This window comes from Bacillus sp. BC08 (assembly GCF_054326875.1).
Window position 1 is genome coordinate 123,733 of record NZ_JBTGPA010000018.1, and the last position, 14,141, is coordinate 137,873.

Annotated in this window: 14 protein-coding genes and 1 other annotated feature; of the genes, 5 read left to right on the plus strand and 9 right to left on the minus strand. The window is 34.9% G+C overall.

Going from position 1 to position 14,141, the window contains the following annotated elements:
* Window positions 1-137: 137 nt before the first annotated feature.
* Together ACXVYO_RS02810 and ACXVYO_RS02815 are read right to left on the minus strand one after the other, a co-directional pair.
* Complete coding sequence (locus ACXVYO_RS02810) at window positions 138-1,832, minus strand: methyl-accepting chemotaxis protein (RefSeq protein WP_458465969.1); 1,695 nt, start codon at window positions 1,830-1,832, stop codon at window positions 138-140.
* Window positions 1,833-2,247: 415 nt separating this feature from the next.
* A complete protein-coding gene (locus ACXVYO_RS02815) occupies window positions 2,248-3,066 on the minus strand; it encodes a class I SAM-dependent methyltransferase (protein ID WP_458465970.1) in 819 nt (272 codons plus the stop codon).
* A gap of 112 nt (window positions 3,067-3,178) precedes the next feature.
* Window positions 3,179-3,449: a binding site (T-box leader), on the plus strand.
* A 51-nt stretch (window positions 3,450-3,500) separates the two neighbouring features.
* Here ACXVYO_RS02815 and metG point away from each other — a divergent pair.
* Window positions 3,501-5,135, plus strand: a complete 1,635-nt coding sequence (metG, locus tag ACXVYO_RS02820) for a methionine--tRNA ligase (RefSeq protein WP_458465971.1) — start codon at window positions 3,501-3,503, stop codon at window positions 5,133-5,135.
* 42 nt (window positions 5,136-5,177) lie between these two features.
* Here metG and ACXVYO_RS02825 read toward each other — a convergent pair whose 3' ends face one another.
* The 6 genes from ACXVYO_RS02825 to ACXVYO_RS02850 form a co-directional block, all read right to left on the minus strand.
* Window positions 5,178-5,432, minus strand: coding sequence for a hypothetical protein (locus ACXVYO_RS02825; protein WP_458465972.1), 255 nt, complete (start codon window positions 5,430-5,432; stop codon window positions 5,178-5,180).
* A gap of 192 nt (window positions 5,433-5,624) precedes the next feature.
* Window positions 5,625-6,527, minus strand: a complete 903-nt coding sequence (locus ACXVYO_RS02830; RefSeq protein WP_458465973.1) for an EamA family transporter — start codon at window positions 6,525-6,527, stop codon at window positions 5,625-5,627.
* Window positions 6,528-6,665: 138 nt separating this feature from the next.
* Window positions 6,666-8,108 carry a sensor histidine kinase gene (locus tag ACXVYO_RS02835; RefSeq protein WP_458465974.1) on the minus strand — a complete coding sequence of 481 codons (1,443 nt, stop codon included), beginning with the start codon at window positions 8,106-8,108 and terminating at the stop codon, window positions 6,666-6,668.
* A complete protein-coding gene (locus ACXVYO_RS02840) occupies window positions 8,086-8,751 on the minus strand; it encodes a response regulator transcription factor (protein WP_002145008.1) in 666 nt (221 codons plus the stop codon). The genes ACXVYO_RS02835 and ACXVYO_RS02840 overlap by 23 nt, the downstream gene beginning before the upstream one ends.
* 363 nt (window positions 8,752-9,114) lie before the next feature.
* Complete coding sequence (locus ACXVYO_RS02845) at window positions 9,115-9,576, minus strand: L,D-transpeptidase (protein WP_073517039.1); 462 nt, start codon at window positions 9,574-9,576, stop codon at window positions 9,115-9,117.
* A 30-nt stretch (window positions 9,577-9,606) separates the two neighbouring features.
* Window positions 9,607-10,050, minus strand: a complete 444-nt coding sequence (locus tag ACXVYO_RS02850; protein ID WP_458465975.1) for a DUF3978 family protein — start codon at window positions 10,048-10,050, stop codon at window positions 9,607-9,609.
* Window positions 10,051-10,462: 412 nt separating this feature from the next.
* Here ACXVYO_RS02850 and ACXVYO_RS02855 point away from each other — a divergent pair, with 412 nt between their 5' ends.
* Entirely contained in the window at window positions 10,463-11,077 is a 615-nt protein-coding gene (locus ACXVYO_RS02855) for a DedA family protein (protein WP_458465976.1), read from the plus strand.
* 56 nt (window positions 11,078-11,133) lie between these two features.
* On the opposite strand, the gene ACXVYO_RS02860 is transcribed toward ACXVYO_RS02855, so the two are convergent.
* Window positions 11,134-11,919, minus strand: coding sequence for a hypothetical protein (locus tag ACXVYO_RS02860; RefSeq protein WP_458465977.1), 786 nt, complete (start codon window positions 11,917-11,919; stop codon window positions 11,134-11,136).
* A gap of 164 nt (window positions 11,920-12,083) precedes the next feature.
* Here ACXVYO_RS02860 and ACXVYO_RS02865 point away from each other — a divergent pair, with 164 nt between their 5' ends.
* Genes ACXVYO_RS02865 through ACXVYO_RS02875 form a run of 3 tightly spaced genes read left to right on the plus strand, consistent with a single transcriptional unit; the run spans window position 12,084 to window position 14,097 of the window.
* Window positions 12,084-12,305, plus strand: a complete 222-nt coding sequence (locus ACXVYO_RS02865) for a helix-turn-helix transcriptional regulator (protein WP_073517036.1) — start codon at window positions 12,084-12,086, stop codon at window positions 12,303-12,305.
* Window positions 12,295-13,002, plus strand: a complete 708-nt coding sequence (locus ACXVYO_RS02870; protein ID WP_458465978.1) for a DUF3169 family protein — start codon at window positions 12,295-12,297, stop codon at window positions 13,000-13,002. Before ACXVYO_RS02865 ends, ACXVYO_RS02870 begins: the two co-directional genes overlap by 11 nt.
* A 42-nt stretch (window positions 13,003-13,044) precedes the next feature.
* Complete coding sequence (locus ACXVYO_RS02875; RefSeq protein ID WP_458466039.1) at window positions 13,045-14,097, plus strand: M50 family metallopeptidase; 1,053 nt, start codon at window positions 13,045-13,047, stop codon at window positions 14,095-14,097.
* The last annotated feature ends 44 nt before the right edge of the window (window positions 14,098-14,141 follow it).

Consider the following 14,141-nt stretch of genomic DNA (forward strand, 5'->3'; position numbering starts at 1 on the left):
GCTTTCTTCTTTCCTTTAGGAATTATAGCAGACGGAATGAGAGATAGAAAGAGATATTTTAAATTGAAAAAAGAGAGACTATAGATCTCTCTTTTTAATAACTTGGAGCTTCTAGAAGTATAAATGAAAGTCTCGCTTTAAATGTTTGTTTTGAAATGCGAAACGAGAATTTCAAGTTCTTGTACAGTCGTTTTCATTTCAGACGCTTTTTTAGCAACGACACTCATTTTGTTTACTTGGTCACCAGCTGAAGTTGCTGTTTGTGATGTTTCGGCGGCAACTTCATTTGAAATAGAAGCGATGTTATTTAAAGCTGTATTCATTTCTTCTGAACTTGCGGCCATTTCTTCAGCAGTCGCAGACATTTCTTGCATTTGTGTAGAGACTTTGTTAATGTGGTTAACAATTTCTGAGAATGAAGATCCAGCGGTACGAATGACTGTAATTCCTGCAGAAGCTTCTGACTGACCTTGTGTCATCATTTCATTTGCTATTTTTGTGTCAGCTTGAATGTGATGAAGTAAATGGTTAATGTCAGTTGCTGCTAGCTGAGATTGTTCAGCAAGTTTTCGTACTTCATCGGCAACAACGGCGAATCCTTTTCCATGTTCGCCAGCACGTGCTGCTTCAATTGAAGCATTTAAAGCGAGTAAATTCGTTTGTTCCGCGATATTAGAAATGGATTGAAGTGCAGTATCAATATGATTCGTATGTGTAATGAGTCGTTCTACTACTTGTGATGTAGCGTTAACAGCTTCGTTAATGGTATGCATTTGTGTAATAGATTTCTCAATGACTTTATTCCCACTATCTGCTTTTTCAGCAGTTGTAACAGCTAGGCTAGTAACAGAAGAGGCAGATTCAGCAATACGCTGAACACTCGTTGTCATATCATCCATTGCAGTTGAACTTTCTTCGATACTGGAAACTTGTGAACGAATATTATGCTCAAGAGCATTCATAGTTTCTTGGGTTTTTGCGGTATTTTCCATAGACGTAGTTGTTTCGATAAATACATTTTCAGACGCTTCTTTGACGCTTGTAGATGTTTGTTGCACTTGTTTTATAATACGTTGTAAATTAGCGAGCATTTGATTAAAGGAATTGGCGATATCACCAATTTCATCTTTACTCGTTACGTGCAATCTAGCAGTTAAATCGCCATCTTGAGAAGCTAATTCTTTTAATTTCTCATCAATTTGTCTTATCGGTTTAACGAGTTTACCAGAGAACCACCATGCTAATAAAATAGATGTTACTGTACATGTAATGAGTGAGAAGAAAATAATATATTGAATAAGAGATGAAGAAGACTCTACGTCAGCAATTAATACGTCACGTTTATCATTTTCTTCATTTGCATATTTAGTAAAGCGACTTAAAAGGTCGTTTACATAATCGGTTTGAGCTAAAGCGATTTTGGATGCTTCGTCCCATTTTCCTTCGCGGGCGAGAGGGAGGACTTCATTATCTATAACGCTTCGCCATTTTCCTCCCATTAAAATCGCTTCTTTCATTCCTTCTGGGAGTTTTTTATCACTTGTTACTTTTTCTCTAGTATCAGCTAGTTTTTTTCCTTCTTGGTTGAATTTATCCAATCCCTTTTGATCATGTGACAGTAAATATTCTTGTAAACCGGCAACTTGTGCTTGGAACCAATCGCCACGTTCTTTTAAAATTGTTGCTCGTTTTGATACATCATTTTTTAACGTTTCAATTTCGCTTGCTTGGTTCATAGCGAATGAAAGAATAACAATAAGAGCAATACTAAATAAAGAAGAAATGCTTAAGAGTGTGAACAGTAGTTTTTTTCGAATACTAATATATTTCATCGTTACCCCTACCTTTTTAAAAAACTATTTATATTGATTTATAAATATTAAGAACGATATTAATAAAAACATTATTATGAAGTTATTAATCTGTTCAATGAAAATTATAGCAGATAATGGAAGATGGCAGATTCATATGAGTAAATGTTCTTAAAATGTATACATTTGTATATCAAAAAATTCATAAATAAAAATGAGAAATACTATTGAAATTTGAAATTACATCATGTATACTTCTAATTAGTTGATAACGATTATCACTATCAACTATAAACATTACTCTTCGTTATGTTGGTCATACCCCTTTTTGACGACGTAAGTCAGAGACGAAATGTTGAAATATCTTGTGTCCTATTCTACAGAATTATGGTAATCTCCAACCTCAACTTATATGCGTGAGCATGCAAAAAGGATCCTATCCGTGAAGGGATCCTTTTTTGCATGCTGTCGCAATTAATGTATATAAACCGGGTATTTGTTCTTCAATTCCTTCCCGCGCAGTAGGAGGGAAGACCCACCTTTGATGACATCCGTGTTCTTCAACTAGTTTTTCAATTTTAAAATGTTCTTCTGCAAGCGTTGTAATAATTTCTCCTAGCGTCCAGCGACGGATGAGTGTTTTAGGTAACGATTCTTTCTGCGCTTCTGTAAGAAGGGTGCTATAAGCAACATCATCTTCAATTAATTCTTCATCGAAATAATTTCCATTAGCCCGAAATGATGGGTGGTCTACTCCTAATAATTTCGTGTAAACAGGATGATAGTCACGAAGGATAAGCATGCCATCTCCTTTAAGCAAGGTAGCAATTTTTTGAAAGAGCGGTTTTAAATCTAAAAAGTAATGGAGTACACCAAGTTCTAGCAATACGATATCAAATGATTCGGAGAGCTGAACATTTAGTACATCAGAAACGACATACTGGATAGAGACACCTGCTGCTTCAGCAAGTTCATTTGCATATTTTGCATTACTTGCTGAAATATCAACAACTGTTACGTCAGCTCCTAAAAGAGCGAGAGCAACCGCTTTATTTCCTTTTGACCCGAGTAAATTAATAATACGTTTTCCTTTTGGAGATTGTATGTAAGGTAAATAGTGATTAACCTCGCGCGCGGGATCTTCCATAAGCTTTTTTGCATAATCGGCTGGCGCCCCGTGGCGATTCGTCCAAGCTTCATAAGCAGCTGCATTCCAACTTTTTTCATTACGTATGCTTAGTTGGTTTTGATTCAATCGTATCACTCCTTTTGTGAACGTATAGTTATTCTATGAGAGGATGGGATTTCCTCTTCTTTTTGAATAAAAATTTGATTTTTCTGTGAGTAAGTCGTAAAATACATGTTATATAAAAGCGTTGAAAAGGAAAAGTAGGATGAAACCATTCTGTCCAGAGAGCTTCGGTAGCTGAGAAGAAGCAAGAATATTCATTTGAACAATGGCCTTTGAGCTTCGTCCTGAACTTATCAAATGATAATAGTAGGCGGCGACGAGAGTTGGTACTCGTTATCAAAACCACAGTATAAGAGCATATAGCTCCGTACTTGTTAAGGCTAATTATGTAAGTAATTGGCGAAATAAGGTGGTACCGCGACTGTTTATACAGCCCCGCCCTTATCTTTTTTAAGATAAGGGCGGGGCTTTTTTATATTTAAAAGGAGGAATGTAAGATGAGTATTTTTATTGGAGGCGCTTGGCCGTATGCAAATGGTTCGTTACATCTTGGACATATTGCGAGTTTGTTACCTGGAGACATTTTAGCACGTTATTACCGGGCAAAAGGTGAGAATGTGTTGTATGTTTCGGGAAGTGATTGTAATGGAACGCCAATTGCAATTAGGGCAAAACAAGAAGGTGTGACGGCGAAGGAAATTGCTGATAAGTATCATGAAGAGTTCCAGCGATGTTTTCGTAGCCTTGGTTTTACTTATGATTGCTATACACGTACAGATAGTGAGCACCATCATGAAACGGTTCAAAATGTCTTTTTACGTTTATTAGAAGAAGGCTATATTTATAAAAAAACAGTGGAACAAGCGTATTGTGAAACGTGTACGCAGTTTTTACCTGATCGTTATGTAGAAGGCGTTTGTCCACATTGCCATGAAGCAGCAAGAGGAGATCAATGCGATGCGTGTTCAGCTATTTTAGATCCACTTGATTTGTTAGAAAAGAAATGTAAGTTATGTGGTAGTACGCCATCCGTACAGGAAACAGAGCATTTCTATTTCGCATTGCATACATTTCAGGAGCAAATTAAAAGGGCTGTAGAAACTGCAAAACAAGCAGGAACATGGCGCGACAATGCGATTCAATTAACAGAGAGATATGTTAAGGAAGGATTATTAGATAGGGCCGTATCACGTGATTTACCAATTGGGGTACCAATTCCAGTAGAAGGGTATGAAGATAAGAAAATTTACGTATGGATTGAAGCAGTGACAGGATATTATTCGGCAAGTAAACATTGGGGGGAAGAAACAGGGAAAGATGATCAAGAGTTTTGGGATAAAGAAGCGAAAACATATTATGTGCACGGAAAGGATAATATTCCGTTTCATTCCATCATTTGGCCAGCGGTATTGCTTGGAATAGGAGAAGGAGCTACCCCTCGTCATATCGTTTCGAATGAATATTTAACAGTTGAAAAAAGAAAGTTATCTACAAGTAAAAACTGGGCAGTATGGGTGCCTGACATATTAGAACGCTACAATCCAGATTCCATTCGTTACTTTTTAACAGTCAATGCACCAGAAAATCGTGATACTGATTTTTCGTGGCGTGAATTCATTTACAGTCATAATAGTGAATTGCTAGGTGCATATGGGAACTTTGTGAACCGGACATTAAAGTTTATTGAAAAGTATTATGGCGGTATTGTACCGAAGGGAAGTATTGATGTAGAACTGAAAGGTAAAGTAGAAGGATTATATAAAAATGTTGGAGAGGCGATTGAGCAAACTACATTTAAGGTGGCGCTAGAAACAATATTTGAGGCAGTACGTTTTGCAAATAAATACTTTGATGAGAGGCAGCCGTGGAAACAACGAGAAGATGATCCAGTTGCATGCGAAGAAACGATTTATAATTGTGTGTATCTTATCGCTAATTTTGCGAATCTCCTTGAACCATTTTTACCATTTTCAAGTGAAAGAGTTAGAAATACATTATCGATTGTGAAACGAAATTGGGAGCCTCAAAACACGTTGCCGAATAGAATTGATAGTGTGCAGCCGCTATTTGAACGAATTGATGTAAAACAAATTGAGCATGAGGTAGATAAGTTATATGGAGCGGTAAAGTGAGATAGAGAAAAAGACCTTTCAAATACATGAAAGGTCTTTTTGTTATACAGTAGGATTCTCTTTCTTATTCTTTAAGAAGAAAAGTACAGCAAGGATTACGAGAATAATAGCTGCAATATCATATGTTATTTTGAATGTAGTATTAAAGTTTAAGTACTCTACTAAAGGGGTTTTGACTGCCCCAGCATATATGCAAATGGGAATGAGGAGCAAATCGTAAAATTTCTTTTCTTTCATATATCTTATTAAGAAGAAGATACACATAATGGCAAAAAAGGCTACACTTAAAATAGTCATTTATACCTCCAAATAGATTTGAAATTATACCACATTGTAACTGCATTTACATTTATCCCGCTTTAATGGGCAGTAAGATCCCCACCTCAAAATGCAGCGAAAGCAAAGAAGTTAGGTGGGGGTCGGGCTGCCCATTAAAGTCCGATTGGTGAGGGCTGATTAAAGTTTCACTTTATATGCAAACTTCTATTTTCACGCACTATGCACGCTACTATGTTTTTTTGTTTTCCTAGCCGTAAGCAGCTGAGGAGTAAAAATTCCAAGTAGTATAAAGATGATCCCAATCCACTGCATGAAGGTTACGACTTCATGTACAAGTGTAATAGAAGCGATAATGGCTGTTGGTAATTCAGCTGCTCCTAGTATTGTACTAAGTCCTGTTCCTACTTTCGGTACGCCAATTGAAAAACAAATGACAGGTACGACAACGCCGAACAATCCGAGGAAGAAAGCGTATTTCCAAAGGCCTGCTTGCAGGGCACCGTCTGTTAAAAAGGTTGGCGGGAAGAATAGGCATACGATAAGAGTAGCGCTTGTTGTCATAAGAAAACTTTTTGTATAAGGCGGAACTTCTGTAGCAACGCGCCCGCTTGCAAACACATAGAATGAAAAAGAGACAGCGGCTAATAAACCAAATATAATACCTTTCGTGGAAAAGCTTTGTCCTAGACCTTCAAAGAAACCGCCTGCAAACAATGTACCAGTAAATAAAATAATGATAGATATAATTTTCTCACGGCTTGGAAATGTTCGATTGGCAATTGCTTCAATGACTACACCAATCCATGTGAACTGGAACAGTAGGACAACAGCGATAGATGCTGGTAGTTCTTCTACAGAGATAGCGTAGAAGATACCAGTCATGCTCATTGTTGTGCCAACTGTTAGTAAGGAAAAGAATTGCTTTTTTGTTACTTTATGACGTGAAGCGAAAAGAACGAGCAGAAGAAGCCCAATCCACCCGAAGACATATTGTCCTCCTAATAGTTGATGTGCTGAAAATCCATCAATAAATCCGAGTTTGAAAATAGTTGAAAGTACGCCGTAGCTACAAGCGCCGAATAAAACGAGTAATGAATACTTAAATTTTTCCATGAAAATCCTCCTTTTACATAATAAAAAACGCCCGCTATCCAAATAAGGATAACGGGCGAACGAAACAGAGTAAGATACTCTACAAAATTCCGCCACTCATACGAAGTATGAATTTGGGGTATGAAATTGTAGTAGGTTTTACATTGCTTTTGGGAATACAATAGAACATTTTACACCTTGAGCTGTGTTTTGTATCCCATAAGGAAACTGATGTTTATCTAATATTTGCTTTACAATATATAGCCCAAGGCCACTACCTTGTACTAATCCATGTTTGCCAGGGTTTGCGCGATAGAATGGCTCAAATAAATGGGCAAGTTTATCCTCATCAATTTGTGAACCTGTATTTAACACTTCTAATGCGTAACCGTTTGGCTTTTCATAAAGCTTGATATAGACATGCTGATGGTCAATTGTGTAATGAATTGCATTTGAAATAATGTTAAAAATAGCAGTTTGAATAAATTTAGGATCAGCTAAAATTTGTACATCTTGTTTAATGTTGGATTGAACATTTAATTGCTTTACAGATACAAAGTAGTCTACTTTTTTCATAACATCCTCAATAATAGAAGTTAATGAAATAACTTCTAAATTCGGTTTAAATTGAGGGTTTTGTATTTTGGATAATTCTGACATCTTTTCCGTTAATATGTTGATATCTTGCATCATCTCATAGGAGCGTTTTAAATACTTATCTCTATCTTTATAAGCACCAATTCCGTGAATCATACCATCGAGTTGTCCCATAACTGCCGCGATTGGTGTTTTTAATTCATGGGATACCATAGACATAAATTCTTTACGAGATTGTTCTAATTGTTGTTCCTTTTTGAGCTCACTTTTTAAATCTTGATTGCTCGCATGTAAATTTTTCACAATATTTGGGACCTGTGAAGCAGCTACTTGTAAATTAAAATCTGTTTGATCTGTATTTGTGTTAAGTGATTTTTTATCTGAGAAATCAATATTCATAATATCTTTTAAAGCATCGCTCATATATTGAAAAGGTTTGGCAATTAGTTTTGTATAAATTAAGGATCCGAGTAAAGATAATGCAAGCATTGTCGCGCCAATATGTGGAGCTAATTGCTGCAGTGCATCTGCTAATTTTGGATGATCTTGTGCATCATTTGTTTTACTTGCTGCATTTTGTTTATGTAAGGCATCATTAGTAGCGACTTGCTTTTCCGTTTCTATAGGTAGAGCAGAAGTACTATTTTGTTTCGCAATATTTTGAGTATGTTCTTTTGCTTTTGCAGTTTGGCTAGGCTGCAAAAGGTGATTTATGGCTGTAGAGAGTGCTTTATAATCTATAATAGAAGATTGGAAATTAGAAATTATACCCTCTGAAACAGCCTTACTTTGATTCGTTTTACTTTGGTCGTTTTGTTTGTCTGAATCCGCTTGTTCTGTAGTCAGCGCTCCATTTTCTTTCGCAAAACGTTCTTTATCGTAGTTTGAAGCTAGGAAGTAAATAATTTGATAAAGACAAAGTGATAAAAGAATACAAAATAATAAGGTTTTGATGAAAATATTTTTGGTGATGTTGTCGGTGCTACGATTCGATTTTGTAGCCAATGCCTTTCACCGTTTTAATATAAGGAATCCCTAATTTTTTTCTTAAGTTTTTAATATGTGTATCTATAACTCTTACATCACCATAATGTTCATAGCCCCATACCTTATTCAGCAAATCACTTCTTGATAATACTTTTCCCCGATTTTGCAGTAAAGTATAAATAATTTCAAATTCCTTTGTTGTTAATTCAATTTGATTACCATGAACATAAGCGGCATATGCTGTAGAATTTAACATCAATTCATGGAATTGTAGTATAGTTGCAGTTTCTGCTTCCTTCGTTGCTGCCCTTCTTAATACAGCCTCTACACGTTTAATAAATACGGTGTAATGGAACGGTTTTGTAATATAGTCATCAATACCTAATTCAAATCCTTTAATTTCACTTTCTTCATTATGTAAGCCTGTTAACATAATGATCGGTACATCAGACTGTCCTCGCATAATTTTACAAATACTATAGCCATCTATATCTGGTAACATCACATCAAGGAGGACCAGGTCGTATGAATTTTTTTGGAAAAGAAGAATACCTTCTGTTCCAGCGCCAACGACATCAACGGTAAAGTTTTGTGCCATTAGAAATTCACGAATTAGTTCTTGTATATCTGGGTTGTCTTCAATCACCAGTATATGCGTCATAGTAACACCTCCTAAATAACGCTTTTTACTGCAATATTCAAATTCATCATTTTCGAATGACTCAGATTGTTTATACATATAATAAGCCCCCGCTATAAAATAATCATGAAAGTAGCAAGGGGAGTTGTTTAGCGAAACTGAATATTTCAGAATTACAGTAGTTCTATTATAGTATGTAATGTAAAATTTATAAAATATTATAACTGTATAATTTTAATATCCATGTTTATCAATGTTTTAATGTCATTTGACACAATCTATTTTTATTATATATGTAAATACAGTTGTTTTGCTACTGTAAATGAAGAAATAAAATAAGCCAAGACATAAAATTCTTGGCTACACGTAAATCGTGTTGTTAGGTTATTTTACAGTGACAGTAGCCTGCTGGGGAATACGCTCAAATAACCAGTGTATATCATTGTTATACATACGAATACAACCTAGTGTTGTCCATTTGCCGATTGCCTGATTATTGTTCGTACCATGAATCGCATAAGTTGTTCCGTAAGTTCCTGCCATGTTTAGTCCGAGCCAACGGTCACCAAGTGGATTACGTGGATCTCCGCCTTTAATTTTGCCTGTATAATAAGGACGATTTTTAATTTTATTTACGATTTGGAAAGTGCCTTTAGGTGTAGGAGTAGTTGTTTTTCCAGTAGCAACAGTAAAACTTTTTATGAATTTTCCATTTTGATAATAATCCATTTTATTTAACTGCGTGTTTACAATTAGTTGAGCGTTCGTTGTAGCTGCCTCAGCATTTGTGAATGGAATAGTTAAAAATCCTAATGATAATAGTGCGCTTAATAATAGTTTTTTCATTATATTCTCCTTTTTGCTATTGTAATAGTCTTACATACAATGAATTTGCAAACCTCTTAATACCTTATTTACATTTTCATCTAATGTTTCAAAGAACGTGGTAATTTTGGGATTGTTTTTGTTGTTTTTATCAATAAGTAATCTTTCATTTAGTAAAAGTTCACCATGTAGTCCAAAACTTTGCACTTGAATATTTAGTTCATCTTCAGTTTCAGAAATAACTGGTAAGAAGTAGTGGAAAGCTTTCGTTGGAATGATGTAACTTTTGCCAATCATGCTTTCTTGATTTGAATTAATCCATTTTTTCGTAACGATTTTAATGTTCTTTTTTGAAACGATAAAAGACAGTGTTGTAGATTTTGTTAAACTTACGTCAAATTCACTTGTTTCACATATGTGTAAATTAAAAACGGTTTCATTTTGATGAGATTCAACATTTGTATTAATAAAATCGTGCATTTTATAAGCTTCCATTTCTTATTCACCCTTTTTTCAATTTCGAAAAACGACTTATATTTATTCAATTTAATGCTTAGTCATATATTGGTTAAATTTTTCAACAAATTCCGATATAATCTTACAATACGTATATGAAGCTAATATGAAGTTCGTATGAGTTTGTGGTGGTTTTTTATTGAGAACAAAATAAGGTGACTTTAAGTGTTAAAAACTGGATAAAAAATGCATATTAAGTCCAAGTTTCTCACGGTATATATTTGTTAAGTTGTTTTTAAATGAACGTACATAGAAGTAAATAAAGAACGGAAAATTTTAGTGTGGGCCTTACAAAAATGTAATAAAAATGTAAGCTATTGAGATAGTTATTTCGACAATTTTTTTATACAATAATAGTAAGAAGTTGTACGTGATTGGAAGGAGAGATGACATGGAATGGATTCATGAATTATTTCAGCAGTACGGGTACTATGTTGTACTTGTTGGTTTGCTGTTAGAATATATTGCACTTCCGTTTCCGGGAGAGCCAACGCTAGCATATGCGGGATTTTTAGCACAGAAAGGTGATTTAAGCTTACCAATTTTAATTATCCTATCTTTTATTGGGACAAGTGTAGGAATGACAATTCAATACTTTTTAGGAAATAAATTAGGTATGCCCTTTGTTCAAAAGTATGGGAAATACGTATTTTTAACACAAAGAAAAATCGACTTAACAAGAATGTGGTTTGATAAGTATGGATACTTCCTTATTTTTATCGGTTTCTTTATTCCTGGTGTCCGTCATTTTACAGGATATTTTGCAGGAATTATTAACTTACCATTCCGTCGCTTTGCCATTACAATTTATTCAGGTGCTCTATTTTGGGTATCGTTCTTCTTAATCGGTGGTTACTGGTTAGGTGGCAACTTGCATGATATTTTTGGAGCGTTAGAAGGTCACATCGGTAAAATCATTTTTGGAGTGATTGTGATTGTAGCAATTACGTTAGGAGTTCGTTTCCGCAAACAGTTAAAACGAGTATTTTTACAAAACGCAAGTTAATATGGAATCCATTCTATGTCAAAATTTAGGGAGGCAGTGCAGACGCACTGCCTTTTTTATTTTATGTTCCAGTTTATTTTTAATTTTCCTTTTAATTGGTTTCCGCTAACTATAATGTAATAAGTTCCGGTCTTAATTGCTGCGAAATGATACGTATCAGGACCGACTGAAGCTAAATACTTTTCTTCCTCTTGAAATTCACTAGCCATTTTGATTTCTCCTATGTAGCCATCTGGATTTTCAGCTCGTGATTCAATGGTGAATTCTAATATATCTCCTCGTTTTAGTTCAATGGGGACTTTATGTTCACCGCTAAAATGTTGAAAAGATGCTTCAAAAGAGTTATCTGTTTTTGTTTCGACCCATTGTTCTTTTAATGTTCCGGCTTTTTCTATATCTATTAAGTTAATTGTGGTAAATATAATAAGCATAATGCTGGGTACGAAATACTGTACCCACTTAAATTTTGCTGCTATGAATGTATATAAGTAGAAGGACAGAGAACATACTGCTCCAATTGATCCGAGAAACAAAAACTGTATTAGATCAGTTTCTTTAAATATTAGGAGTGGAAGAAAAAATAAATAACCGCAAAAAATATAAAGGCATAATGTCTTCAGTCGTGTGTAAGTGTGTAAGCTTAAATTATCGATGCAAATAGAACAAAAAATTGCATATACCGCAAGAATAGGAACGAAAGGAATATATAGTAGTTCTCGTAATCCAGTTAAGAAACTATATAGTGTTGGTTGACTAGTTGTTAAGAGAAGCGTGCTAATAAGTAATAATAAAGTAGCTGTAAGTTTAGTAAGAATATAGGGAAAAGTAGATGTTTTATTCATATGTCACTTCCTTTGTTTAATATTTCAAATTCATTATATAAGTTATTTCTATCATAATACATCCTTATTTTTGTCAATTATAATAGTCGTAATGACAATTATAATTGACAAAAATAAGGATATTATTTACAATTTTAATTAAATAAATGAAAAAGAGGGAAGACATGAAGCTTCAAAATCGAGTGAGGGAATTGCGGGCAAAGCATCGTTTATCACAAGGGGATTTAGGAAAAGCGATTGGATCATCACGGCAAACGATTAGTTTAATTGAGCGCGGGGATTATGCACCATCTATCGTATTGTCGTTAAAAATCGCACAACTTTTCAATGTACCGGTGGAGGAAATATTCACGTTAGTGGAGGGGGAAGAGGATGATGAAGAGTAAACGAAAAAAACAATTTGATTTTGTGGGGAAAATAGCATTAAGTATGATGGGTGGCTTTTTAACATCTTATATAGCTTTAAATTTACTCTCGGATGAACCGAGAAAATTATCATCTAATACATTTATAGGTGTATGTACTATTTTTGGAATCTTAATGATGTACTACACTTGGAAGAATACACGTATGTTAGCGGAGGCACGCGATGAAGAAGAGAGCGTACAAGGCAGAAAATTAGGCATTATAAGTATATATTTACGTGTAGGTGATATAGTTACGCAGGCATGGTTTGTATATGCAGTTATTACATGTAGACGTGCACTGTTGCAGGATACAAATGTTTCATTTGCAGTGTGGAATTTAGTAGCTTCTATCGTCTGTTTAACTATTGTAGTGGTTATCGGGCTCATAACAAAAAATCGTTATAACAAGCTATATCCTGAACAAGGTGTAACATATATGGAATCTATGAAAATGTGGACGAAAAATGCAGATGAAGGATTAAAACACATTGTGCATGAGGCTGGATATAAAGCGTATGAATTTACGAATACAATATTAGCATATGTATGGTGGGCTGCCGTTATATATACAGCGGCTAGTGATATCGATTTTGTATTAATTGGCTTAATCTCACTTATTTGGATATTGCATCTTGGAAAATTCATGTACGAAATGCAGAGAAAAATGATTTATTAAGGAGAGGAAAAATTGGATATTTTCAGAAGGCCAGCTGGTTCTATGACGGCGGCGTTAGTTTTGTCCATTTTATACGGAGTGATCCGAACTGGGAAATTAGAAGTAATGTTAGATATATGGTCATTATTTGGAATCTTTTTATTAGTGTTAGCTATTCATGAGCTGGGGCATGTAGTATTTGGTTTAATAAGTGGTTTGAATTTTAAATTTATGACAGTAGGGCCGATTACTTTTCAAAAAGAGAAGGGGAAAGTACGCATTCGAGAAAATAAATTGTGGATGTACTTTGGAGGCGTCGTAATGTTAGTGCCACCTTCTATAGATACACCGAACCTTTCAAAAAAATGGGCATGGATGACTTTAGGTGGACCGATTACAAGTTTACTATTTGGTGTTATTTCAGGTTACATATACATGGTGGGTTATTATCAATATCTTTTATATTTCGCTGTGTTACACTTTACAATTTTTGCAGCTACAATCGTACCGATAAAAGGAACGTTTTTGAGTGATGGTATGCAATTTTTCATTTTAATTAAAGGTGACGAAAAGGCGAAGCAGCATTTATATAACATTCAAGTATCGAGTGAGTTATTTAGTTATAAAAGACCGAAAGATTGGGATAAGAGATTAATAGAACTTAGTGAGGAAAAATTAAAAGAGGATAAAAGTATAAGAGATATAATGAGCGGACTTATGCTCGTCTTCCTTGCTCGTTCGGATCAAAAGGGAATGGAAAGAGCGATACCGTATGTAGAACAAATCGTGAAACTCCCTGTAACGAAAGAAAATAAATATTTCGTTAGTAGTTTTCATAGTTGGTATCTTTTATATCGGGCTCTTTATGAGATGGATCGCCTTTCTCTGCAAGAAGCGAAGGAGTATGGGAAGGCCATTACAAAAGTGGACTTACATGGGTATTATCGAGCACAAGCAATTGTTACATATGCAGAGAATGATTTAGAAGCTTCCCGTTTGTATATGAAGAAAGCCGATAAAGAATTACAGAATGCTGAAAAGAATGAATTGGGATATTTACAATTAGAGAGAGAATGGTTTGAGCAGTTGAAAGAGAGGGTATCTTACGATGGGTAAGGTATCCTCTTTTTTCTATGTCGTCTTATGCCGTTCCATAAAAA

What these genes read in the sequence shown, in the direction of transcription:
- ACXVYO_RS02855 (WP_458465976.1), top strand. Translation starts at nt 10,463, where the DNA reads ATGGAATGGATTCATGAATTATTTCAGCAGTACGGGTACTATGTTGTA.
- ACXVYO_RS02860 (WP_458465977.1), bottom strand. Translation starts at nt 11,919, where the DNA reads ATGAATAAAACATCTACTTTTCCCTATATTCTTACTAAACTTACAGCT.
- ACXVYO_RS02810 (WP_458465969.1), bottom strand. Translation starts at nt 1,832, where the DNA reads ATGAAATATATTAGTATTCGAAAAAAACTACTGTTCACACTCTTAAGC.
- ACXVYO_RS02845 (WP_073517039.1), bottom strand. Translation starts at nt 9,576, where the DNA reads ATGAAAAAACTATTATTAAGCGCACTATTATCATTAGGATTTTTAACT.
- ACXVYO_RS02865 (WP_073517036.1), top strand. Translation starts at nt 12,084, where the DNA reads ATGAAGCTTCAAAATCGAGTGAGGGAATTGCGGGCAAAGCATCGTTTA.
- ACXVYO_RS02875 (WP_458466039.1), top strand. Translation starts at nt 13,045, where the DNA reads ATGACGGCGGCGTTAGTTTTGTCCATTTTATACGGAGTGATCCGAACT.
- ACXVYO_RS02840 (WP_002145008.1), bottom strand. Translation starts at nt 8,751, where the DNA reads ATGACGCATATACTGGTGATTGAAGACAACCCAGATATACAAGAACTA.
- ACXVYO_RS02830 (WP_458465973.1), bottom strand. Translation starts at nt 6,527, where the DNA reads ATGGAAAAATTTAAGTATTCATTACTCGTTTTATTCGGCGCTTGTAGC.
- metG (WP_458465971.1), top strand. Translation starts at nt 3,501, where the DNA reads ATGAGTATTTTTATTGGAGGCGCTTGGCCGTATGCAAATGGTTCGTTA.
- ACXVYO_RS02870 (WP_458465978.1), top strand. Translation starts at nt 12,295, where the DNA reads ATGAAGAGTAAACGAAAAAAACAATTTGATTTTGTGGGGAAAATAGCA.
- ACXVYO_RS02825 (WP_458465972.1), bottom strand. Translation starts at nt 5,432, where the DNA reads ATGACTATTTTAAGTGTAGCCTTTTTTGCCATTATGTGTATCTTCTTC.
- ACXVYO_RS02850 (WP_458465975.1), bottom strand. Translation starts at nt 10,050, where the DNA reads ATGGAAGCTTATAAAATGCACGATTTTATTAATACAAATGTTGAATCT.